General features: G+C 71.5%; 20 protein-coding genes. 10 read left to right on the top strand and 10 right to left on the bottom strand.

What is annotated here, in order from left to right:
• Positions 1–10: 10 nt before the first annotated feature.
• On the bottom strand, positions 11–1,519 hold the full coding sequence (locus AABM36_RS00205) for an alanine/glycine:cation symporter family protein (protein WP_019310008.1): 1,509 nt from the start codon (positions 1,517–1,519) through the stop codon (positions 11–13).
• Positions 1,520–1,688: 169 nt separating this feature from the next.
• Positions 1,689–2,087, bottom strand: coding sequence for a DoxX family membrane protein (locus AABM36_RS00200; RefSeq protein ID WP_121241285.1), 399 nt, complete (start codon positions 2,085–2,087; stop codon positions 1,689–1,691).
• A 205-nt stretch (positions 2,088–2,292) separates the two neighbouring features.
• On the opposite strand from AABM36_RS00200, the gene AABM36_RS00195 reads away from it, so the two are divergent.
• The 3 genes from AABM36_RS00195 to AABM36_RS00185 all read left to right on the top strand — a co-directional run bounded on the left by AABM36_RS00195 (position 2,293) and on the right by AABM36_RS00185 (position 5,795).
• Positions 2,293–3,066: a type 1 glutamine amidotransferase domain-containing protein gene (locus AABM36_RS00195; protein ID WP_121241283.1), complete on the top strand. Its 774-nt coding sequence runs from the start codon at positions 2,293–2,295 to the stop codon at positions 3,064–3,066.
• Between the two features lie 146 nt (positions 3,067–3,212).
• Positions 3,213–3,965 carry an SDR family oxidoreductase gene (locus AABM36_RS00190; protein WP_121241281.1) on the top strand — a complete coding sequence of 251 codons (753 nt, stop codon included), beginning with the start codon at positions 3,213–3,215 and terminating at the stop codon, positions 3,963–3,965.
• Between the two features lie 186 nt (positions 3,966–4,151).
• Positions 4,152–5,795 carry a DEAD/DEAH box helicase gene (locus tag AABM36_RS00185; RefSeq protein ID WP_019310012.1) on the top strand — a complete coding sequence of 548 codons (1,644 nt, stop codon included), beginning with the start codon at positions 4,152–4,154 and terminating at the stop codon, positions 5,793–5,795.
• A gap of 208 nt (positions 5,796–6,003) precedes the next feature.
• Here AABM36_RS00185 and AABM36_RS00180 read toward each other — a convergent pair whose 3' ends face one another.
• Both AABM36_RS00180 and AABM36_RS00175 read right to left on the bottom strand, forming a co-directional pair.
• Positions 6,004–6,654 (bottom strand): HAD family hydrolase, encoded by a 651-nt coding sequence (locus AABM36_RS00180; protein ID WP_019310013.1) that lies wholly within the window; start codon positions 6,652–6,654, stop codon positions 6,004–6,006.
• Between the two features lie 226 nt (positions 6,655–6,880).
• Complete coding sequence (locus AABM36_RS00175) at positions 6,881–7,555, bottom strand: HAD family hydrolase (protein WP_121241279.1); 675 nt, start codon at positions 7,553–7,555, stop codon at positions 6,881–6,883.
• Positions 7,556–7,608: 53 nt separating this feature from the next.
• Here AABM36_RS00175 and AABM36_RS00170 point away from each other — a divergent pair, with 53 nt between their 5' ends.
• From AABM36_RS00170 to clpB, 4 genes are all read left to right on the top strand, one after another.
• Positions 7,609–8,301 (top strand): hypothetical protein, encoded by a 693-nt coding sequence (locus AABM36_RS00170; RefSeq protein WP_121241277.1) that lies wholly within the window; start codon positions 7,609–7,611, stop codon positions 8,299–8,301.
• Positions 8,298–9,008, top strand: a complete 711-nt coding sequence (locus AABM36_RS00165; protein ID WP_121241275.1) for a GNAT family N-acetyltransferase — start codon at positions 8,298–8,300, stop codon at positions 9,006–9,008. The genes AABM36_RS00170 and AABM36_RS00165 overlap by 4 nt, the downstream gene beginning before the upstream one ends.
• Positions 9,005–9,607 carry a DNA-3-methyladenine glycosylase I gene (locus AABM36_RS00160; RefSeq protein ID WP_019310017.1) on the top strand — a complete coding sequence of 201 codons (603 nt, stop codon included), beginning with the start codon at positions 9,005–9,007 and terminating at the stop codon, positions 9,605–9,607. Before AABM36_RS00165 ends, AABM36_RS00160 begins: the two co-directional genes overlap by 4 nt.
• Positions 9,608–9,706: 99 nt before the next feature.
• Positions 9,707–12,370 (top strand): ATP-dependent chaperone ClpB, encoded by a 2,664-nt coding sequence (gene clpB / locus AABM36_RS00155; RefSeq protein ID WP_121241273.1) that lies wholly within the window; start codon positions 9,707–9,709, stop codon positions 12,368–12,370.
• A 190-nt stretch (positions 12,371–12,560) separates the two neighbouring features.
• Here the strand turns inward: clpB and AABM36_RS00150 are convergent, their stop codons facing one another.
• Positions 12,561–14,393 (bottom strand): BCCT family transporter, encoded by a 1,833-nt coding sequence (locus AABM36_RS00150; RefSeq protein ID WP_121241271.1) that lies wholly within the window; start codon positions 14,391–14,393, stop codon positions 12,561–12,563.
• Between the two features lie 246 nt (positions 14,394–14,639).
• On the opposite strand from AABM36_RS00150, the gene AABM36_RS00145 reads away from it, so the two are divergent.
• Entirely contained in the window at positions 14,640–14,840 is a 201-nt protein-coding gene (locus AABM36_RS00145; protein WP_019310020.1) for a DUF3073 domain-containing protein, read from the top strand.
• Between the two features lie 93 nt (positions 14,841–14,933).
• On the opposite strand, the gene purM is transcribed toward AABM36_RS00145, so the two are convergent.
• The 5 genes from purM to AABM36_RS00120 form a co-directional block, all read right to left on the bottom strand.
• The gene (gene purM, locus AABM36_RS00140) at positions 14,934–16,091 is read right to left on the bottom strand and encodes a phosphoribosylformylglycinamidine cyclo-ligase (RefSeq protein ID WP_121241269.1); all 1,158 of its coding nucleotides are present in this window, start codon (positions 16,089–16,091) and stop codon (positions 14,934–14,936) included.
• Entirely contained in the window at positions 16,088–17,635 is a 1,548-nt protein-coding gene (purF, locus tag AABM36_RS00135; protein ID WP_019310022.1) for an amidophosphoribosyltransferase, read from the bottom strand. Before purF ends, purM begins: the two co-directional genes overlap by 4 nt.
• A gap of 13 nt (positions 17,636–17,648) precedes the next feature.
• A complete protein-coding gene (locus tag AABM36_RS00130; protein WP_019310023.1) occupies positions 17,649–17,990 on the bottom strand; it encodes a DUF2273 domain-containing protein in 342 nt (113 codons plus the stop codon).
• Between the two features lie 80 nt (positions 17,991–18,070).
• On the bottom strand, positions 18,071–18,430 hold the full coding sequence (locus tag AABM36_RS00125) for a sterol carrier family protein (RefSeq protein ID WP_102613616.1): 360 nt from the start codon (positions 18,428–18,430) through the stop codon (positions 18,071–18,073).
• Between the two features lie 13 nt (positions 18,431–18,443).
• Positions 18,444–19,445 carry an asparaginase gene (locus tag AABM36_RS00120; RefSeq protein WP_059281735.1) on the bottom strand — a complete coding sequence of 334 codons (1,002 nt, stop codon included), beginning with the start codon at positions 19,443–19,445 and terminating at the stop codon, positions 18,444–18,446.
• Between the two features lie 70 nt (positions 19,446–19,515).
• Here AABM36_RS00120 and purD point away from each other — a divergent pair, with 70 nt between their 5' ends.
• Together purD and AABM36_RS00110 are read left to right on the top strand one after the other, a co-directional pair.
• Positions 19,516–20,877 (top strand): phosphoribosylamine--glycine ligase, encoded by a 1,362-nt coding sequence (gene purD / locus AABM36_RS00115; protein WP_059281736.1) that lies wholly within the window; start codon positions 19,516–19,518, stop codon positions 20,875–20,877.
• Positions 20,874–21,845 (top strand): phosphoribosylaminoimidazolesuccinocarboxamide synthase, encoded by a 972-nt coding sequence (locus AABM36_RS00110; RefSeq protein ID WP_039102014.1) that lies wholly within the window; start codon positions 20,874–20,876, stop codon positions 21,843–21,845. The genes purD and AABM36_RS00110 overlap by 4 nt, the downstream gene beginning before the upstream one ends.
• Positions 21,846–21,866 lie beyond the last annotated feature (21 nt).

The following is a 21,866-nucleotide window of genomic DNA, read 5'->3' as shown; positions in this document are numbered from 1 at the left end:
ACGCCGCGGCTCAGCGGCCCGTGGTGGCCTCGGGGCCCGGCGCAGAACCGGTCTCGGACAGCGCCGGGTTCGGGGAGCTGAGGTCCACCGTGTGGTGCAGCTGCGCGTCCAGCGCCCCGGGGTGGGTGCCCATGAACTCGTTGATCTGCTCCGTGGTGGCGTTGAACTTCGGGTCGTGGTCCAGGTACAGCTTGGTCTCCCGCACCACCAGCCCGGACAGCAGCACCAGTCCGATCAGGTTGGGGATGGCCATGAGCCCGTTCATGATGTCCGAGAACGTCCACACGAGCGCCAGGGGTGCCAGGGCACCCAGGCCGGCCGCGACCGAGAAGATCACCCGGTACACGATGGCCGCGCGGGCGCCCGCGAGCCGCTCCACGTTGCGCTCTCCGTAGTAGGCCCAGCCGAGCACCGTGGAGTAGCCGAGCAGCACCAGGCAGATCGTCACGATCGTGCCGCCCCACTCGCCGGGCAGCCCGGTGGCGAACGCGCGGGAGGTCATGGTCGCGGGATCCCCCTCGGTCCACATCCCGGTGGTCAGGATCACGAAGCCCGTGATGGAGATGACCACCAGGGTGTCCACGAACGTCTGCGTCATGGACACCAGGCCCTGGCGCACGGGGTGGCTGGTCTGCGCGATGGACGCAGCGATCGAGGCAGTGCCCATCCCTGACTCGTTGGAGAACAGGGACCGGGCCGCACCCATCTGGATGGCCACGAGCACCGTGGACCCCACGAAGCCCCCGGCCGCCCCCATGGGGGTGAACGCACCGGAGAGGATCAGCCCCACGGCCTCGGGGATGCCCTGGTAGTTCACGGCGATGATGTAGAGCCCGAAGCCGATGTACAGCACGATCATGAGCGGCACCATGAACGTGGTGACCTTGGCGATCGACTTGATGCCGCCCACCAGTGCCAGGCCGGTGCCCACGCCCAGGACGACCGCGGTGGCCACGGGCGGGACGCTGAACGAGTGCTCCAGGTTGGAGGCGATCGCGTTGCCCTGGGTCATGTTGCCGATCCCGAACGTGGCCACCACGCAGCACACCGCGAACATGACGGACAGGAACCGGCCGAACTTGTTGGGGATGCCGCGCGCCAGGTAGACCTGCGGGCCGCCCGTGAGCTGGCCCGCGGTGTCACGGGTGCGGAAGCGCACGCCCAGGAAGCACTCCGCGTACTTGGAGGCCATGCCGAACAGCGCGGTGATCCACATCCAGAAGAGCGCGCCGGGCCCGCCGATCGAGATGGCGGCGGCCACACCCACGATGTTGCCGGTGCCCACGGTCGCGGCCAGCGCGGTGGACATGGCCGCGAACGAGGAGATGTCCCCCTTCTCGCCGCTCGCGCGGGAGCGGCGCCCGAACCCCAGGCTCATGGCCTTGGTGAACAGGCGGAGCTGGATGCCGCGCAGACGGATGGTCATGAAGACGCCCGTGCCGAAGAGCAGGGGCAGGAGCAACCACGGCCCCCAGATCAGGTCACGAACGGTGTCCAAGCTGCTTTGCAGGGATTCCATGGGGGGTACGGAGCTTTCCGTGAGACGCGGGTCGAAGTGGTGACCAACTTAGCAGTCGCCTTCCGTTCCGCGGCAGACGCGCCCGCGTGGCCCACGGGAAACGACGACGCCGCCCGGCGACCTTCTGCGCGAAGGCCCTCGGGCGGCGTCGTGGTGGAACGGGGTGGGACTACTTCTTCTGCATCACCAGCGCGGCGCCGATGGCGGAGAGGAAGACGTCCTTGGAGAGGGAGATGCCGGCCTCGGAGGGGCGGATGCCGTCCTCCTGGGTCATCTGCGGGTTGCGGAAGTACATGGACAGCAGCCCGGCGCTGAACGCGAGCAGCCCCGCGCCGGCCAGACGCTTGGACACGAACGGGGTGAGCAGCGCACCGCCGATGGCGAGCTCCGAGCCCGCGACGAACGTGGCGAAGGTCTTGGGGTCCCACTCCGCGAACTGCGGCACGCCCGTGGCGGCGAACTGCTGGAGGCCCTCGGCGGACTGGGCGTCCATGCTGAGCTTGCCGTAGCCGGACTGGAGCAGGTAGGCGCCGGGGACGCCGCGCAGGATGGCGTTGGAGATGCGCATGATCGAGCCTTTCGTCGTGGAGCGGCGGGGGTCTCGCGGGGGTGTGAGCACCTCCACCGGGGATCGCTGAACATGCTAACAGCGGGGACTTTCCGGGGGTCGGGGCAGGCTCCATGCCCACAGCGAACGGCCGGCGCGGGTCCGCGCGGCGCTGTCTAGGGTGGTGCCACGCTGCGCGCACCGCGCGCTCACGAAAGGAGAACCCGTGGACATCACCACCATGAAGAAGATCCTCCTGGTCCTGACCAGCCAGGACACCCTGGGCGAGACGGGCGAGGCCACCGGCTACAACGTGGCGGAGGCGGCCCACCCGTGGAAGGTGTTCCGGGACGCGGGCTACTTCGTGGACTTCGCCTCCATCGCGGGCGGTCAGCCCCCGCGGGACGCCGTGCAGGAGGACGATCCCGTCCAGGTGGAGTTCACGCAGGACGAGACCGCCAAGGCCTCCCTCTACAACACCCCCAAGGTCTCCGTGGTGGACCCCGCCCAGTACGACGCCGTGTACCTGGTGGGCGGGCACGGCACCATGTGGGACTTCACCGGCAACGAGGGGCTGCAGAAGCTCGTGGCCGCCGTCTACGACTCCGGCGGAGTGGTGGGCGCCGTGTGCCACGGCCCGTCCGGGCTGGTGGACGTGGAGCTCTCCAACGGCGTGAACCTGCTCTCCGGACGGAAGGTGGCCGCGTTCACCACCGCCGAGGAGGAGGAAGTGGGCAAGAAGGACACGGTGCCCTACCTGCTGCAGGACAAGCTCGAGGAGCAGGGCGCCACCGTCAAGGTGGCGGAGAACTGGGAGGAGAACGTCCAGGTGGACGAGCGCCTAGTCACCGGGCAGAACCCCCAGTCCGCGGCCGGTGTGGCCAAGGAGATGACCAAGCTGCTCACCGAGGTGGTGCGCGAGCAGAAGGCCGAGGAGGAGCAGGCCGCTCAGGAGCTGCGCGCCGAGCACGACGCCGAGAAGGCCGACGACGAGGACTGAGCGTCCCGGGCACGGTCCGCAGCGGGGCCGGGGTGACGCCGCGGCGTCGCCCCGGCCCTGACTCATTCGTGAACCCCCTGGCCGGGGGTGCCCGCCCCGGGTGAGACTGGGGGCATCCGCACGGAGATCGACGCCCAGGAGTCCCCATGTCAGAGTTCACCTCACGCACAGCGCTGGTCACCGGAGCGGCCTCCGGGATCGGGGCGGCAATCGCCATGCACCTGGCCCGGCAGGGCGCCAAGGTGGTGGTCACGGACGTGGACTCCACGGGGATCGACGACGTGGTGCAGGCCATCATGGCCGCGGGCGGGGACGCCGCCGGGATCCGGCAGGACGTCTCCAGCAGGGACGACGCCGCCGCGGCCGTGGAACTCGCGGTGCAGACCTACGGCGGGCTGCACTACGCCGTGAACAACGCCGGTGTGGGCGGACAGACCGAGGCGCTCGGGGAGACCGACCTCGAGGCGTGGGAGCGCACGGTGGCGATCGACCTGCACGGTGTGGCCTACGGGATGCACGCCCAGCTGCCGGTGATCGAGCAGCACGGGGGCGGGGCGATCGTGAACGTGGGCTCCATCCACTCCACGGTGGCCACCACCGTGGGCAATTCCGCCTACACCACCGCCAAGCACGGGCTGGTGGGGCTCACCAGGCAGACCGGCGTGGACTACGCGCAGCGCGGGATCCGCGTGAACGCGGTGGGGCCGGCGTACATCGACACCCCGCTGCTGAAGAACCTCCCGCCGCAGGTGCTCGCGGAGCTGATCGCCAAGCACCCCATGGGCCGGCTGGGCACGCCCGAGGAGGTGGCGCAGCTGACGGCGTTCCTGCTCTCGGACGCGGCCTCCTTCATCACCGGCTCATACTTCCTGGTGGACGGTGGGTACACCGCGGTGTGAGCCGCGCTGTCGTGGCGGGTGTGAGGCGGCTCGCACGTGCGGGCACCGCGTGGGGTGTAGACTCGAGCAGTTCCCCCGTGCACAGCGCGGGGTAGAAGGCGCGCCGGTCCTAGGCGCGCAGACCGCGCCCCGTGTGGCGCGTGCGCGTGAAATCGTTTTGCGCGGACCAACCCTGAAAGACGTTCCTTGTCTCATTCTTTCGAAGACCTCGGTGTGCCCGAGGCGCTTTCCTCTGATCTCGCCCGCGTGGGCATCACGGAAGCTTTCCCCATCCAAGAGAAGACCCTCCCCGATTCCCTGGCCGGGCGGGACGTGCTCGGCCGCGGCCGCACGGGCTCCGGCAAGACGGTGGCGTTCGCGCTGCCGCTGGTCTCCCGCCTCGCGGGTCTCGCCCCCGGCTCCAGCCGGGTGTCCCGCCGTGCGAACCGCCCCACCGGTCTGGTGCTGGCCCCCACGCGGGAGCTCGCCACCCAGATCGACCGCACCGTGGCCCCGCTCGCCAAGGCCGCGGGCCTGAACACCACCGTGATCTTCGGTGGCGTCTCCCAGAAGCACCAGGAGAAGGCGCTCGCCAACGGCGTGGACATCGTGGTGGCCTGCCCCGGGCGTCTCGAGGACCTCATCAAGCAGGGCCTGCTCACGCTCGAAGACGTCCGCGTCACCGTGCTGGACGAGGCCGACCACATGGCCGACATGGGCTTCCTGCCCGTGGTCACCCGCATCCTCTCCAAGACCCCGCAGGGCTCGCAGCGGCTGCTGTTCTCCGCCACGCTGGACAACGGCGTGGACGTGCTGGTCAAGAAGTTCCTCAAGGACCCGGTGCTGCACTCGGCGGACAACGCCCAGGCCGCGGTGACCACCATGGACCACCAGGTGCTGGTGACCCATGCGGACGACAAGCAGGCCCTCATCGAGGCGCTCGCCTCCGGCACGGGCCGGCGCATGATGTTCACGCGCACCAAGTACCGCGCCAAGAAGATGGCCAAGAAGCTCAGCCAGGCCGGCATCCCCGCCGTGGACCTGCAGGGCAACCTCTCGCAGGGCGCCCGCGACCGCAACCTCGGGGCGTTCTCCGACGGTGACGTGCGCGTGCTCGTGGCCACGGACGTCGCCGCCCGCGGCGTGCACGTGGACGACGTCGAGCTCGTGGTCCACATCGACCCGCCCGCCGAGCACAAGTCCTACCTCCACCGCTCCGGGCGCACCGCGCGCGCCGGTGCCTCCGGTGCCGTGATCACGATCGCCACCACCGAGGAGCGCTCGGACGTCAACAAGCTCATGAAGAAGGCCGGCGTCACGCCCCGCGTGGACGAAGTGACACCGGACTCCGAGATCGTCAGGGAGCTCGTGGGTGAGCGGGCCGAGCTCGTGGCCTACGCACCGGCTCCCACCCAGCAGAACGGTGGCGGCAACCGTTCGGGCGGCCGCTCCACCGGGCGCTCGGGTGGCCGCTCCGGCGGCTCCCGTCAGGGCGGTGGCCGCTCCGGTGGCGGGCGCGGCAGTGCCCAGCGTTCCGGCCAGGGCTCTGCCTCCCGCTCCGAGCAGGGCGCGGGTCAGGGATCCGGCCGCAGCGGTGGCCGCTCGGGCGGCGGTCGCACCGACTCCGCCCGCGGCGGCGCTCCTGCGCGCAACGGCGGCGGCCGGTCCTCGTCCCCGCGTCGCGGTTCCGGCGACGCCGCCGGGTCCGGTTCCGGACGCACGGCATCCTCCCGCTCCTCTCGCGGCGGCTCCGCCCAGCGTGGCCCGTCAGCGGGTCAGGTGCCGGACCGTGCCATGGCGGCGGCGCAGCGGCGTCGTGAGAACAACCGTTCGGGGCAGTCGGCGCGCTGACACCCCGGTGCACCACAGCAGAACCCCCGGCTCGACGTCATCGAGCCGGGGGTTCTCTGCTGCCGGGGTCCGTGCTTCCGGGGCGGAACGCACGGTTGTCTCCCTGACGTGACGGGGGGCGTGTGTGGCGTCCCGCGCCGTCGTCGCCCTGGCGGCGCAGGGCGCGCGTGCGCCCAGTGAGCTCTGGCGCCGGTCGGGCGCGTGCGGGTCAGGCCGGCGGCGTGAGCGAGCGCAGGAACTCGAGCGTGACGTCCTCGTGGGAGTCCACGAACACGCGGTGCGGCCCGTCCGGGACGGGCTTGTCGCCCGGGACCACCACCACGGTCATGCCCGCGGCCACCGCGGCGCGGACGCCCGGGTCCGAGTCCTCCACGGCCACGCAGTTGCGCGGCTCCACCCCGAGCAGCTCCGCGCCGCGCAGGTACGGCTCGGGGTCCGGCTTCGCACGGGTGACGTCGTCGTGGGAGACGATCCGCGTGAGCACCTCCGGGGCGCCCTCGGCGGTGTGACGGGCGATCACGGTGAGCGCGTTGGTGACGATCGCGGCGGGGATCCCCGCGTCCCGCAGCTCGTCCAGCAGGGCGCGGACGCCGGGCAGGAAGGGGATCTCGTCGCCCATGCTCTCGAGCACGTGCTGGGCGAGCCGCTCGGTGATCTCCTCCACGGAGTCGGGGGCGCCCCGGTCCACGAACGTGCGCGCGGCGTCCTGCACGGTGCCGCCCAGCGTGGCGTGGTCGTCCGCCACGCTCCAGCTCTGCCCGTAGTGCTCGGCCACGGCCCGCTTGGCCTGGGCCCACTGGGGCTCAGTGTCCACCAGGGTGCCGTCGTGGTCGAAGAGAACGGCCTGGGGGTACGTCATGGCTGCCTTTCGGTGCGGTGCTGCGGGAATGGCGTTCTGCGGCGGAGCAGCGGGTGCGGCCCGCGGGTCGTGCGGTGCCCGCGGGAGTTCAGCTCGGCCGGGCGGAGCCGCACTGTGCCGGTGCGGTCCGGCGTGCTGGAACGGGGCCAGTCTAGTGGTGGCGGGGCGCGGGTACCCAGGCCACCAGAGGCGGGACCCCGGGCCATGGTGCGCGGGGCCCGAGGCGTCAGGAGCGAGGGCGCAGAGAGCGCAGGAATTCAAGGGTCACGTCTGCGTGCTCGCGGACGTGCACCACGCCCGGCCCCTCCGGAACCTGCTGCACACCGGGCACCACCACGGTGGTGATGCCGGCGGCCACTCCCGCGGCGGCTCCCGAGGGGGAGTCCTCGAGCACCACGCAGTCCTCGGGGTCCACGCCCAGGCGGCGGGCGGCCTCGAGGTACGCATCCGGGTCCGGCTTGGCCTTGACGCCCTGAGCCACCTCCTCGTCCCCGATGATCACCCGGAACAGGTTGTCGGGCGCGAGGCCCGCGGTGTAGCGCGCCACCTCGGAGGTGGCGTTCGTGACGATCGCCGCGGGGATGCCCGCGCGGTCCAGCTGCTCCAGCAGCGGCCGGATGCCGGGGATGAACGTGGGCGGGTTCTGCTCCAGCACCTCCTCCAGGACGCCGAAGAACTCCCGGAAGACCTGCTCGGGGGTGCCGGGCACCCCGAGCTCGGCCAGGCGCTGCACCGTGGCGGCCAGCGGTCGGCCCAGGGTGTCCTGCGTGTCCTGGTCCGTCCACTCACCGCCGTGGGCCGCCACGAGGCGCTGCTTGCCCAGTTCCCACAGGGGTTCCGTGTCCACCAGGGTTCCGTCGTGGTCGAAGAGCACTGCGCGAGGGAAGTCTGTGGTGGTCATGCTCTCCACGCTACGCGCCGGTGCCGACATCCCCGCCGTCCTACGATGGGTCCATGAGCTCCCCGGATCACCCGTCCGCCGTCCCGTCCAGGCCGGGGTCCGCGTTCTCACGCGGCTTCCCCGTGGTCATGGTGGTCATGGCCGTGCTGCTGGCGCTCTGGGTGGGCTTCGGCCGGGGGATCGTGGGGCTGCTGGGTGCCCTCACCCCGGTGTACGCGGTGGCGCTCGCCCTTCCCCTCCTGGTGCTGCACGTGGTCGCGGCCGCCCTGTTCCGCCGGGACAGCCTGAACTACCCCTCCCACGCGGTCACCGGGCGGACGATCGCCACGGCCGTGGCCTCGTGGGTCATCACGTGGGGCTTCGGCTTCTTCCTCCCGGACTCCACGCCGGAGGGCATGCGCTCCGTGTTCACCCATGTGGCCGGGGACGAGTACCTCGAACTGGGCTACGGATTCGTGAACATCCTCGGCGTGCTCTCGGTGGCCATGGCGGTGGCCCTGGTGCTGCTGGCGGTCACGGACCTGCGGGTCACGGCGCGCAGGCTGCGGGGTGAGCCGCTCACGGAGGACGAGCGCCTGGACCGGCTCGAGCGCGACCAGGAGCAGGACGTCCCGGGCCCTGCCACGCCACATGATTCCGGGGCCGCTGCCGCTTCCCGCGCGGGCACCGCGCCGCGGGGCCCCGCGAGCGGGACCGGGGATGAGGCGCGGGCGGACCGGGCGGCCTCGTCGGGGGAGCAGCGGTGACCGTCGCCCTGCGCACCGAGCGGCTGACCCTGCGGGGCTACGACGCCGCGGACGCCCCCTTCATCCTGGACCTCTACTCCCGTGCGGAGGTGCAGCGGTGGCTCGGAGACGGCACCCAGCGGGTGCGGACCCTTGCCGCGGCGCGGGAGAAGATCGAGCGCTGGAACGAGCTGCACGGCAGCCACCCCGTGCACGGCGTGTGGCTCGTGAGCACCCACGAGGGCGAGCCCCTGGGGACCCTGCTGCTCAAGCCCATTCCGGACTCGGGTGCGGACACCGCCCGCGACATCGAGATCGGGTGGCACCTCCACCCCCGGGCGTGGGGCCACGGGTACGCCACCGAGGCAGCGCGGGGCGTGCTGGATCACGCCCTCTCCGCGGGAGTCGCACGCGTGGTCGCCGTGACCCACCCCGGCAACCAGGCTTCACAGGCGGTCTGTCGGCGGCTGGGCATGCGGTCGCTCGGACTCAGCCGCGCCTACTACGACGCCGAGTGCGCGCTCTTCGAGATCACTGCCCCGGCCGACGCCAACGCCCCTGCAACGGGCCGCACGTCGTCGGGCCCCGTGGTTCCCGGAGACCACGGGCCCGCGAGGCGCACGGCCGCGGATACAGAATCCCCGGGCCGGGAGGCGGGACGTCGGTGCGGGAGCGACGGGCTGGGCGGCGTCGTCGACGGGTCGCGGGACAACCGGGGCAAGTCGTGAACGGGAACCCGGACCTGGTGATCGGCGAGGACGGCCTGGCCCGGCCGGTGTGGGCCGCGACCGACCCGCTGCTGCGCGAGTACTACGACACCGAGTGGGGCATGCCGGTGCGGGACGAGGCCGGGCTGTACGAGCGGATCGCGCTGGAGGGGTTCCAGGCCGGGCTCTCGTGGCGCACGGTGCTCGCCAAGCGGCCCGCGTTCCGCGAGGTGTTCCACGGCTTCGACCCGGACGCCGTGGCCGCGATGACCGAGGCGGACGTGGCACGGCTCATGGGGGACGCCCGGATCATCCGCAACGAGCGCAAGATCCGCGCGGCCGTGACCAACGCCCGGGCGACCGTGGCGCTGCGAGAGCGTGAGGGTCTCGTGGCGATCGTGTGGTCCTACCAGCCAGAGCGCACGCCCGAGCCGGTGCGCTTCGCGGAGGTGCCCACGGTCTCGGCGGAGAGCACCGCGCTGTCCAAGGAGCTGAAGCGGCGGGGGTTCGCGTTCGTGGGGCCCACCACCATGTACGCGCTCATGGAGGCGATCGGCATGGTGGACACGCACCTGCTGGGCAGCCACCGCAGGGGGTCCTCCGGGGTCTGGGCGGGGTAGCCGACCGCGGAACAACCTGGGGAAAACTCTTCCCTTCTGAGGTTGAGCGGAGTAGACTCAAGGCAAGTGACAAACCTTTAGTCAAGCAAAGGAGATGCCGTGGACACCAAGTTCACCACCAAGTCTCAAGAGGCCCTGAACGCCGCGGCCACGAACGCCGCCACGGCGGGCAACCCCACCATCGAACCCGCCCACCTGCTCAAGGCCCTGATGGACCAGCGTGACGGTGTGGCCGTCGCCGTCCTGCAGGCCACGGGAGCCAACGCGGACTCCGTGTCCCTCAAGGCCAGCTCGCTCATCAAGGCACTGCCGAGTGCCTCCGGGGCCTCCACCGCCCAGCCGCAGCTGGGCCGCGGTGCCCTGCAGGCGCTGCAGTCCGCGGAAAACTACGCGCGCGAGCTGCAGGACGAGTACGTCTCCACGGAGCACATCCTGTACGGACTCGCGGCGGGCCACGACAAGACCGCAGAGGCACTCTCCAGTGCCGGCGTCACGGCCGAGGCGCTCGCGGAGGCCATTCCGCAGGTGCGCGGAGACCGCCGGGTGACCAGCCCGGACCCCGAGGGCACCTTCCAGTCGCTCGAGAAGTACGGCACGGACCTCACCGCGATCGCCCGGGACGGCAAGCTGGACCCGGTGATCGGGCGCGACTCGGAGATCCGCCGCGTGGTCCAGGTGCTCTCCCGGCGCACCAAGAACAACCCCGTGCTGATCGGTGAGCCCGGTGTGGGCAAGACCGCCGTGGTCGAGGGCCTCGCCCAGCGCATGGTGGCCGGGGACGTCCCCGAGTCCCTGCGCGGGAAGACCCTGATCTCCCTGGACCTCGGGTCCATGGTGGCGGGTGCCAAGTACCGCGGTGAGTTCGAGGAGCGGCTCAAGGCCGTCCTGGACGAGATCAAGAAGTCCGAAGGGCAGATCGTCACGTTCATCGACGAGATCCACACCGTGGTCGGTGCGGGTGCGTCCGAGGGCTCCATGGACGCCGGCAACATGCTCAAGCCCATGCTGGCCCGCGGTGAGCTGCGCCTGATCGGTGCCACCACGCTGGACGAGTACCGCGAGAACATCGAGAAGGACGCCGCCCTGGAACGCCGCTTCCAGCAGGTCTACGTGGGGGAGCCCTCGGTGGAGGACACCGTGGCCATCCTGCGCGGGCTCAAGGAGCGCTACGAGGCGCACCACAAGGTGCAGATCGCGGATTCCGCCCTGGTGGCCGCGGCCCAGCTGTCCACCCGGTACATCCCCAGCCGCCAGCTGCCGGACAAGGCCATCGACCTGATCGACGAGGCCGCGTCCCGGCTGCGCATGGAGATCGACTCCGCCCCGGAGGAGATCGACGAGCTGCGCCGCGCCGTCGACCGCCTCACCATGGAGGAGCTCGCGCTGGACGGCGAGAGCGACCCCGCCTCCGTGGAGCGCCTGGCCGCCCTGCGCCAGGACAAGGCGGACAAGCAGGCCGAGCTGGACGCGCTGAACGCCCGGTGGGAGTCGGAGAAGGCCGGTCTGAACCAGGTGGGCGAACTCAAAGCCCGGATCGACGACCTGCGCTCGCAGGCCGAGCGCGCCCAGCGCAACGGTGACCTCGGCGAGGCCTCCCGCCTGCTCTACGGCGAGATCCCCGCCGCTCAGAAGGAGCTCGACGCCGCCCAGGCCCAGGAGGACGCGAGCGGACTGAACGAGGACACCATGGTGTCCGAGGAGGTCACCGCGGACGACATCGCCGAGGTCATCTCGGCGTGGACGGGCATCCCCGCGGGCAAGATGCTGCAGGGCGAGTCCGAGAAGCTGCTGCACATGGAGGACGTCCTGGGCAAGCGGCTGATCGGGCAGCGCAAGGCCGTGACCGCCGTGGCGGACGCGGTGCGCCGCTCCCGGGCAGGCATCTCCGACCCGGACCGGCCCATCGGCTCGTTCATGTTCCTGGGCCCCACGGGCGTGGGCAAGACCGAGCTGGCCAAGTCCCTGGCGGAGTTCCAGTTCGACGACGAGCGCGCCCTGATCCGCATCGACATGTCCGAGTACTCGGAGAAGCACTCCGTCTCCCGGCTGGTCGGTGCCCCTCCCGGGTACGTGGGCTACGACGAGGGTGGTCAGCTCACCGAGGCCGTGCGGCGCCGCCCGTACTCCGTGGTGCTGCTGGACGAGGTGGAGAAGGCCCACCCCGAGGTCTTCGACATCCTGCTGCAGGTGCTGGACGACGGCCGCCTGACCGACGGCCAGGGCCGCACCGTGGACTTCCGCAACGTGATCCTGATCCTCACCTCCAACATGGGCAGCCAGTTCCTGGTGGACCCCACCCTGGAGGACAAGGCCAAGAACGACGCCGTGATGGGCGTGGTGAACGCGTCCTTCAAGCCGGAGTTCCTCAACCGGCTGGACGACATCATCATGTTCGAGCCGCTGAGCACCGAGGACCTCGCGAAGATCGTGGACATCCAGGTGGCCCAGCTGGCCACACGTCTCGCGCAGCGCCGCCTGGCCCTGGTGGTCACGCCCGCGGCGAGCGAGTGGCTGGGCATGACCGGCTACGACCCCGCCTACGGTGCCCGCCCGCTGCGTCGGCTCGTGCAGCGCGAGATCGGCGACCGCCTGGCCAAGGGCCTGCTGTCCGGGGCCATCCTGGACGGCGACACCGTGGTGGTGGACGTGGACCCGGACGTGGCCGAGGACGGCCTCACGGTCACGACCGAACGGGGCGGCTCCGCGGCCTCCCGGGACATGGGGGACGACGACATCGTGGACGCGGAGATCGTGGACGAGTGACCTCCGCGTGAGCCGGGGGCGCGGGGAGCCCGTGTCCCCGTGCACCCGAGACAGAAGCGCCGGATCGGATTCCTGCACATCCGATCCGGCGCTTCGTCGTGCGGTCCGGTTCCCTGCCGGGCGGGGCGCCGGGCGGGGACCGCGTGCCGCGGGGCGGCGGGCACACGCGGTGGGAGGGCGGCGTCGTGCCTCAGCGGTGCTCGGACGGGTCCGGCTCCACGTAGCTGTCCCGGGCGTAGTCGTAGGCCACGGGGCGACCGTCCTCGTCCGTGCGCCGGTACCACGAGCTCATCCGCTCGCCGGTGGAGTCCACGTCGTGGCCCGCCGCCGCGGGCCCGGGCTCGTGGCGTACCTGCAGGGCGAAGTCGTCGCCGTGCTCGCCCATGCCCTGGCGCACGGCGTTCTCCAGCGCGGTGCGGGCGTAGCGGTGGCGCAGGCTCATGGGGTCGGTGGAGAGGTCCCGCAGGAACGCCGGGATCAGGGCCAGCAGAACGAGCGCGAACGGCAGGGCCGCCACGGTCACGAGGTCCTGGAGGCCCTGCACGGCATCGGCGCCGCCCACCGCGAGCATCACGGCGGAGACGCCCGCGAGTGCGAGGCCCCAGAACACCACGATCCTGCGGTCCGGGACCGGCTTGCCCTGCTGGGACATGGACGCCATCACCAGGGTCGCAGAGTCTGCAGAGGTGACGAAGAAGATGACCAGCAGCACCATCACGGCCACCGGGGTGAGCTGCGACAGGGGCAGGGCGTCGAGCACCCGGAACAGCATGTCCTCGGGAGAGGCCGCTCCGGCGATGTCCGTGCCGGAGCGCTGCAGCCAGATGGCCGTGCCGCCGAAGATCGAGAAGGCCAGCACGCAGATCACGGTGGGAGCCAGCAGCACCACGCTCACGTACTGGCGCAGGGTGCGGCCTCGGGAGATCCGGGCCACGAACACCCCCACGAAAGGGGCCCAGGACACCCACCACGCCCAGTAGAACAGGGTCCAGGAGCGCATGAACTGCTCGGCCTCCGGGCCCCATGACGCGGAGAGGGAGAGCATCTGGAACATCTCCCCGAAGTACGTGCCCACCACGGAGGGGATGAAGTCCAGCAGGAACACGGTGGGACCGGCCACGAACAGGAAGAACGCCAGCGCGGCGGCCAGCACCATGTTGATGTTGGACAGCCGGCGGATGCCCTTGGCCACCCCCGAGACGGCGGAGACCAGGAACACGCACGTGAGCACCGCGATGATCCCGATCAGCACACCGTTGCCCACCTCCCCGATGCCGGTGACGATCTGCAGCCCCCTTCCGATCTGCAGCGTGCCCAGCCCCAGGGAGGCGGAGGTGGCGAAGAGGATCCCCACGATCGCGAACATGTCGATGAGCCGCCCGCCCACGCTCAGGTGGGCCCGCTGCCCGAAGATCGCGGACATCAGCAGGGGCCGTCCGCGCCGGTAGGCGGCGTAGCCCACCGCGGCGCCCACGAGCGCGTAGATGGCCCAGGCCTGCAGCCCCCAGTGGAAGATCGTCTGGGCCATCGCCGAGTGCATCGCGTGGTAGCTCTCGGGCTCGGCGCGGCCCGGGGGTGGGCTCATGTAGTAGGACACGGGCTCGTACACGCCGAAGAAGATGAGCCCCACACCCATGCCCGCGGCGAAGAGCATCGCGATCCAGGAGCCCATGGAGTACGCGGGCGCTTCGTCGTCCTTGCCCAGGGGGATCCTGCCGTAGCGCGAGAAGCCCACGTAGAGCAGGAACAGCAGCACCACCGCGGCCAGCAGGGTGAAGATCCACCCGCCGTAGGTGACCACGGCGTCCAGCGCACCCTTGGACACGGTGGTCAGGGACTCGGTGGAGACCGCCCCCCACACCACGAAGCCGATGATCAGCGCACCGGCCACGCCGAAGGTGATGCGGTCGGTGCGGTAGCGCACCCGCTGCTCCTCCACGGACACCCCGGGCACCAGACCGGGATGGGTGTCGTGCGGGTAGCGGCTGCCGGCGGGCGGGTCCTGGCGGGGGAAGGAGCTCATGGGAACCTGCGTTCTGGGGCGGCGGCGCGCGGGTCGGGGCGCCCGGGCCGTTCCACTGTACCGGCCCGGCTCCGCACCCCCGCAGCCCCGGATCGGCCGGGGGTGAACGCACAGGTGGCCGGTACGCGAGAAGCGTTCAAAACATGTACCCTGGACTCACGAAAAACTGACAAGACACTCCGGGGCCGTTCTGTGTGCTCAACACGGCACCGCCCACCGGACACGAGACGCAGAGGGGGTCACGCCATGGGGCGCGGCCGTCAAAAGGCGAAGGCGACACGACAGGCGCGGGAGATCAAGTACTTCAGCCCGCAGACCGACTACTCGGCCCTGCAGCGTGAGCTGCGAGGCACGACACCGTCCTCCCGAGCCGTGGACCACGAGGAACGACCCGAGGACGAGGACGACTACTCGACCTACGTGGAGAAGTACTCCGACTACGACTGACCCGGCGTCCGGCGCGGTGAGCGCGCCGCTCGACTTCAGCACAGCAACGAACCGCCCACACCGCCGTGTGGGCGGTTCGTTGCGTACCGTCGGTCAGTCGGCGTAGTCGCCGGTCATCAGCACGCCGCCACCGGCCACGCCCTTGGCGCCCTGCACCCAGTCGGTGCCGTGCCGGGCGGCGTCCGGGTCCACGGGGCCCACGCGGCCCATGACCCACGAGGGGAGACCGCGCTCGTTGAGGTGGGCCACGGCGGCGTCGGCCACTGCCGGGTCCACGATCGCGACCATGCCCACCCCGAGGTTCAGAGTGCGCTCCAGGTCCGGCTGCGGCACGTGGCCCAGCTCCGCCACCAGGCGGAAGACCGGCGGCAGGGACCACGTGGAACGGTCCACGGTGGCCTGCAGGTCGGCGGGGAGCACGCGGGCGAGGTTGGCCGCCAGGCCTCCGCCGGTCACGTGGGAGAAGCCGCGCACGCCGTGGCCCGTGGCACCGTCCTCCCCGTTGACGGGGAAGGTTCGGGCGAGGTCCAGGACGTCGGCGGCGTAGACGCGGGTGGGCTCCAGCAGCTCCTCGCCCAGGGTGCGGCCCAGCTCGCTGACCTGCCGGTCCAGCTGCCAGCCGGCCACGTTGATGACCCGGCGCACCAGGGAGTAGCCGTTGGAGTGCAGGCCGGAGGAGGCCATGCCGATGATGACGTCCCCGTCCTTCACGCGCTGCGGGCCGAGCAGCTCGTCGGCCTCGACCACGCCGGTGGCGGCGCCGGCGACGTCGTACTCGCCCACTCCGAGAAGGCCGGGGTGCTCCGCGGTCTCCCCGCCCACCAGTGCGGTGCCGGCGGCCTCGCAGGCGGCGGCGATGCCCCGCACGATGCCGGCGATGCGCTCGGGGACCACCTTGCCGGTGGCGATGTAGTCGGTCATGAACAGGGGCTTGGCGCCCACCACCACGATGTCGTCCACGACCATGCCCACGAGGTCCCACCCGATGGTGTCGTGGATGTCCAGGGACTGGGCGATGGCCACCTTGGTGCCCACCCCGTCCGTGGACGTGGCCAGGTACGGCTTGCGGTAGGCGGTGAGCTCCGAGACGTCGAAGAGACCCGCGAACCCGCCCACGCCGCCCACCACGCCGGGCGTGTGGGTGGCCTTCACGGCGGCCTTCATGAGCTCGACGGCGCGGTCCCCGGCGTCCACGTCCACGCCGGCACTCGCGTACGTGACGGACTGGGGTTCGTGGGGCTGCTGGCTCATGCGCGGGTCTCCTGGGTGGCGGCGTCGTCGGGTCGGTCGGTGAGGGGCTCCACGAGGTCCGCGGAGGGCTCCGCGTGGGCACCGGGAGCCTCGAGGACGGCCTTGCCCAGGCGGTCCGCCTTGGGCAGCGCCGTGGGGTACTCGCCGGAGAAGCACGCCGTGCACAGGTTGCCGCGGGACTGCGCGGTGGCCTCGATCATGGCGTCCTCGGAGATGTAGCCCAGGGAGTCCGCGCCCAGGGAGGCGCGGACGTCCTCCACGGTGAGGCCGTTGGCGATCAGCTCGGCCGGGGAGGCGAAGTCGATGCCGTAGAAGCACGGCCACTTGATGGGCGGGGAGGAGATCCGCACGTGGATCTCCGCGGCCCCGGCCTCCCGCAGCATCCGCACCAGGGCACGCTGGGTGTTGCCGCGCACGATCGAGTCGTCCACGACCACCAGGCGCTTGCCAGCCACGATTGAGCGCAGGGGGTTGAGCTTGAGCCGGATGCCGAGCTGGCGGATGGTGTCCGAGGGCTCGATGAACGTGCGCCCCACGTACGAGTTCTTCACCAGGCCGTGGCCGAAGGGGATCCCGGCGGCCTCCGCGTAGCCGATCGCGGCCGGGGTGCCGGACTCGGGGGTGGGCATCACGAGGTCCGCGTCCACGGCGTGCTCCTGGGCGAGCCGGCGCCCCATCTCCACGCGGGACTCGTACACCGAGCGGCCGTTGATGGTGGTGTCCGGGCGCGCGAGGTACACGTACTCGAAGACGCACCCGGCGGGCGTGGGCTCCGCGAAACGGCTCGAGCGCAGCCCGTTCTCGTCGATCGCGATGAACTCGCCGGGCTCGACCTCGCGCACCAGGGAGGCGCCCACGATGTCCAGCGCGGCGGTCTCGGAGGCCACCACCCAGCCGCGTTCGAGACGGCCCAGCACGAGCGGGCGCACACCCAGCGGATCACGGGCGGCGTAGAGGGTGGTCTCGTCCATGAACGTGAGGCAGAACGACCCCACGAGCTGGGGGAGCAGCTTCATGGCTGCTTCCTCGAGCGAGTTGAGGGGGTGCTCGGCCAGCAGTGCCGTGATCAGGGCGGTGTCCGTGGTGTTGCCGCGCGCCATCTCGCCCCGGGACGGGAACCCGGACTTGTCCAGCAGCAGGTCGTAGAGCTCCGCGGAGTTCGTCAGGTTGCCGTTGTGCGCGAGCGCCAGGGTGCCGTGCGGCGTGGCCCCCAGGGTGGGCTGCGCGTTGGCCCAGTGGGAGGCGCCCGTGGTGGAGTACCGGGCATGGCCCACGGCCAGGTGCCCCTTGAGGGTGTTGAGGGTGGTCTCGTCGAAGACCTGGGACACGAGCCCCATGTCCTTGTAGACCGAGATCCGCTCGCCGTCCGAGGTGGCGATGCCCGCGGACTCCTGCCCGCGGTGCTGCAGCGCGTAGAGACCGTAGTAGGTCAGCTTGGCGACGTCCTCGCCGGGAGCCCACACGCCGAACACGCCGCACGCGTCCTGGGGGCCTTTCTCACCGGGAAGAAGGTCATGGGAGAGTTTTCCGTCAGCTCGAACCACGAGAGACAGTCTCTCACGAGTGCGTGCGGTGCCCGCCTTCGTGAACGTCCTCGACCTCGGCGGACGCGTTCCGTGAGCGCTTCAACGAGACCCGGTCCAGCAGCAGGCCCACCACGGCACCCAGGGTGGCGCCCAGGATCAGGAACATCATGAGGAAGAAGCCGATGATCGCGGCGCGGGTGTAGGCGATCGAGCCCGGGCCAAGCGCCCCCACGAGGAGCCCCACGAGGGCACCGACCGCGGCGCCGGTGGCCACGAACGCCAGGAGGTTGGGGGCGCGGCGCACCGTCACCTCCTGCGTCCGGGACACGGACTGCGGCTGGCGGTCGGGGGTTTCGGGGCTCGCGGAACTCATGGTCTCCAGGCTATCGCGCGTTCCGGGGACCGCGCGCCGAGCCCGCTGAGGGCGGGCTGGCGATCCGCTGGGAGTTGGTGTCACCCGAACAGCGGCAGCCACGCACTGAGGTCCGTGCGGGTTCCCGACGCCGCCACGGTCCCCTCCGCGACCGCGTGCGCCCAGGTCTCGGCGCCCGTGGCGAGGGCCAGCCAGGTGGCCGCGTCCGTCTCCACCACGTTGGGCGGGGTGCCGCGGGTGTGCCGTGGTCCGGGGACGCACTGGGTCACGCCGAAGGGCGGCACACGCACCTCCACGGAGTTGCCCTCGGCCCGGGAGCCGAGCTCCTCGAGGCAGTAGCGCACCGCGGTGGCGGTGGTGCGCCGGTCCGCGTTCTCCGGGTCCCGGCGCCAGCGCGCGAGCGCGAGGGAGCCGTCCGCGGGATTGATCCTGCGTCGCATGCCAGGGCTGTCCTCAGGCCATGAGGTCGAGCAGCGGCTGGGCGAGCTCGATGGCGCCCACCGGCTGCCCCGCCGCGGTGACGGGGTGCGTGACGCGCGCGAGGACGCGGTCGGCGTCGGCCCGGGAGATGGCGCCCGCGTGGACGAGGAGGTTGAGGCCCACCAGGGAGTTGGCGCGGGAGGAGCCGTCGAGCATCTTGATGGCCACGGACCAGCCGGAGCGGGTGCCGAGGCCCAGCACGCCCTCGGCGCCCAGCTTGGTGATGACGTCCAGCTCCTCCATGACCACCGTGTTGGAGCGGCCCGGACCCTGGACGTACTCGGGGTAGTCGAGCATGGACGTGGCCACGGTGGCGGCGCGGGCGTCCGCCTGGATGTTGCGCGCGGCGCGGCCCAGCGTGGAGTACATGCGCGCCAGACCGGTCAGGGAGATGGCCGTGAGCGGCGCTCCGCAGCCGTCCGCCCCCAGGTGGGCCACCGTCTCGCCGGAGAACTCCTCGATGGTCTCCACCACGAGCTGCTGCAGCGGGTGGACCGGATCCAGGTAGGAGTCCGTGGGCCAGCCGTTGGTCACGCACGCGAGCAGGAAGGCCGCGTGCTTTCCGGAGCAGTTCATGCACATCCGGTTCTTGCCGCGCTCGGTGCGGATCAACCACGCGCGGGTGTCCTCGTCCTCGGGCCAGTCCGGCGGGCACTGCAGGGCCTCGGGGCCCAGGTCCGCGGCCTTCAAGATGGAGCTCACGGCATCCAGGTGGTCGAACGTCCCGGTGTGCGACGCCGCCGCGATCGCCACCTGCTCGCCCCGCAGCGCCGCCCCGGCCTTCATGGAGGCGATGGCCTGGAACGGCTTGAGCGTGGAGCGGGGGAAGATCGTCTCCTCCGGGGCGCCCACGGAGAACGCCACGGACCCGTCAGGGGCGAGCACCACGGCGGAACCGCTGTGGCGGGACTCCACGTATCCGCTGCGCTGCACCACCGCGAGTTCGACGGCCTGGTCCGAGCTGAAAGTCTGCATGGCCCCAGTATGACAGCGGGCCTCGTGCCGCCGTTCCCCGCGTCGGGGCCCCTGCCGATACGCTGAGCGCGTGAAGGTTTTGGTGGTGGGCCCAGGCGGCCGCGAGCACGCGATGATCATGTCCCTGCTGCGGGACCCCCACGTCAGCGAGGTCCACGCGGCCCCCGGCAACGCCGGGATCGCGCAGGACGTCCCCGTGCACCCGCTCAATGCCCAGGACCCGGAGGCCGTGGTGGCGCTCGCGCGGGACCTGGCCGCGGACCTCGTGGTGGTCGGTCCGGAAGCGCCGCTCGTGGCCGGTGTCGCGGATGCCCTCACCGAGGCGGGGATGCCGGTCTTCGGCCCGTCCCGCGAGGCCGCCCGCATCGAGGGCTCCAAGGCGTTCGCCAAGGAGGTCATGGCCGCCGCCGGTGTCCCGACCGCGCGCGCCGTCGCCACCTCGGACCTCGCCCGGGTGCGCGAGGCGTTCGAGGAGTTCGGCGCGCCCTACGTGGTCAAGGACGACGGGCTGGCCGCGGGCAAGGGCGTGGTGGTCACGGAGGACCGGGACCGCGCCGAGGCGCACGCCCGGGAGTGCCTGGACGCCGGCGGATCGGTGCTCGTGGAGGAGTTCCTGGACGGCCCCGAGGTCTCGCTCTTCGTGCTCAGCGACGGCACCCACGTGGTGCCCCTGCAGCCCGCGCAGGACTTCAAGCGCGTGCGGGACGGGGACCAGGGCCCCAACACCGGTGGCATGGGCGCCTACACACCGCTGGACTGGCTGCCCGAGGGGTTCACCCAGGAGGTCGTGGACCGCGTGGCCCGCCCCGTGGTGGACGAGCTGCGACGCCGCGGCACCCCGTTCACGGGCGTGCTCTACTGCGGTCTGGCCGTGACCTCCCGGGGCACACGGGTCATCGAGTTCAACGCGCGCTTCGGGGACCCCGAGACCCAGTCCGTCCTGGCCGTGCTGCAGACGCCGCTGGGTCAGCTGCTGCTCGACGCCGCCCGGGGACGCCTCGACGAGGACCGGGCCCTCGAGTGGGCGCCCGGGGCGTCCGTGACGATCGTGCTCGCCGCGCACAACTACCCCGGTGCGCCGCGCAAGGGGGACGTGATCACCGGACTGGAGGACGCCGCCCGCGAGGCGGACACCTGGGTGGTCCACGCCGGCACGGACCGCAACGAGGCCGGTGAGCTGGTCTCCGCCGGCGGCCGGGTGCTCGCCGTGGTGTCCCGCGGCGCGGACCTGCGGCAGGCGCGGGAGCGCGGTTATCGTGGGATGGAGCACATCACCCTGGACGGATCGCACTACCGCACGGACATCGCGCTCGCGGCGTCCGAGGGGCGGATCGAGACCCCGGTGACCCCGGCGGCGTCGTCCCCCGGGGCGGAGCACGCACCAGCGGTGGACGGACGGCCCGCGGCGGACGCGGCAGAGGAGCAGGCATGAGCGAGCACGGCACACCCCGCGAGATCCCCGGCTGGAAGCACGTCTACTCGGGCAAGGTCCGGGAGCTGTACGTCCCGGACGAGTCCCGCCTGGCGGCCACGGGAGCCGCCATCCACGACGACGCCGAGTACCGCGCGGGCGCCGTGCTGGTGGTCGCGAGCGACCGGATCTCCGCGTTCGACCAGGTGCTGCCCACCGAGATCCCCGACAAGGGCACGATCCTTACGCAGCTGTCCCTGTGGTGGTTCCAGCAGCTGGACGGGATCCCCAACCACATCCTCTCCACGGACGTCCACGAGTCCGTGCGCGGGCGCGCCGTGGTGTGCAAGAACCTCTCGATGTTCCCCGTGGAGAACATCGTGCGCGGCTACCTCACCGGCTCCGGGCTCAAGGACTACCGGGCCACGGGCGCGGTGTGCGGGATCGAGCTGCCGGAGGGGCTGCAGGACGGCGACCGCCTGGAGCAGCCCATCTTCACGCCCACGGGCAAGGCCGAGCTGGGTGAGCACGACGAGCCCATCACCTACCGGGAGATGGCCAACGTGGTGGGCAACTCCGTGGCGGACCGGCTGCGGGAGCTCTCCCTGAAGATCTACACGCGTGCCGAGCGGATCGCCCGTGAACGGGGAATCATCGTGGCGGACACCAAGGTGGAGTTCGGCCTGGACTCCTACCGCGGGGCCATCACCCTGGGGGACGAGGTGCTGACCCCGGACTCCTCGCGGTTCTGGGACATGGAGACCTACAAGCCGGGCCGCTCCCAGCCGTCCTTCGACAAGCAGTACATGCGCGACTGGCTCCGCTCGGACGCCTCCGGCTGGGACGGCCACGGGCCGGTCCCCGCGCTGCCCGAGGACGTGGTGGCCAAGACGCGCGAACGCTACGTGGAGGCCTACGAACGGCTAACGGGTCGGGCGTTCGACCCCCGCGGCGGCTTCTTCGAGGTGACGGGCCCCGCCGACGCCTGAGCCCCGCGCGCAGGCGGGGGA

Origin of the sequence: Kocuria sp. KSNUG, from assembly GCF_049532735.1 — a bacterium.
GTDB classification, from domain to species: Bacteria; Actinomycetota; Actinomycetes; order Actinomycetales; family Micrococcaceae; genus Kocuria; species Kocuria rhizophila.
The sequence above is the reverse complement of the archived record's forward strand: the minus strand, read 5'-3'. Positions and strand labels throughout refer to the sequence as shown.

Coding starts and splice junctions, on each gene's coding strand:
- AABM36_RS00180 (WP_019310013.1), bottom strand. CDS start 6,654: ATGACGTACCCCCAGGCCGTTCTCTTCGACCACGACGGCACCCTGGTG.
- AABM36_RS00145 (WP_019310020.1), top strand. CDS start 14,640: ATGGGGCGCGGCCGTCAAAAGGCGAAGGCGACACGACAGGCGCGGGAG.
- AABM36_RS00130 (WP_019310023.1), bottom strand. CDS start 17,990: ATGAGTTCCGCGAGCCCCGAAACCCCCGACCGCCAGCCGCAGTCCGTG.
- purM (WP_121241269.1), bottom strand. CDS start 16,091: ATGAGCCAGCAGCCCCACGAACCCCAGTCCGTCACGTACGCGAGTGCC.
- AABM36_RS00200 (WP_121241285.1), bottom strand. CDS start 2,087: ATGCGCATCTCCAACGCCATCCTGCGCGGCGTCCCCGGCGCCTACCTG.
- AABM36_RS00205 (WP_019310008.1), bottom strand. CDS start 1,519: ATGGAATCCCTGCAAAGCAGCTTGGACACCGTTCGTGACCTGATCTGG.
- AABM36_RS00110 (WP_039102014.1), top strand. CDS start 20,874: ATGAGCGAGCACGGCACACCCCGCGAGATCCCCGGCTGGAAGCACGTC.
- AABM36_RS00125 (WP_102613616.1), bottom strand. CDS start 18,430: ATGCGACGCAGGATCAATCCCGCGGACGGCTCCCTCGCGCTCGCGCGC.
- AABM36_RS00190 (WP_121241281.1), top strand. CDS start 3,213: ATGTCAGAGTTCACCTCACGCACAGCGCTGGTCACCGGAGCGGCCTCC.
- AABM36_RS00120 (WP_059281735.1), bottom strand. CDS start 19,445: ATGCAGACTTTCAGCTCGGACCAGGCCGTCGAACTCGCGGTGGTGCAG.
- AABM36_RS00175 (WP_121241279.1), bottom strand. CDS start 7,555: ATGACCACCACAGACTTCCCTCGCGCAGTGCTCTTCGACCACGACGGA.
- AABM36_RS00170 (WP_121241277.1), top strand. CDS start 7,609: ATGAGCTCCCCGGATCACCCGTCCGCCGTCCCGTCCAGGCCGGGGTCC.
- AABM36_RS00150 (WP_121241271.1), bottom strand. CDS start 14,393: ATGAGCTCCTTCCCCCGCCAGGACCCGCCCGCCGGCAGCCGCTACCCG.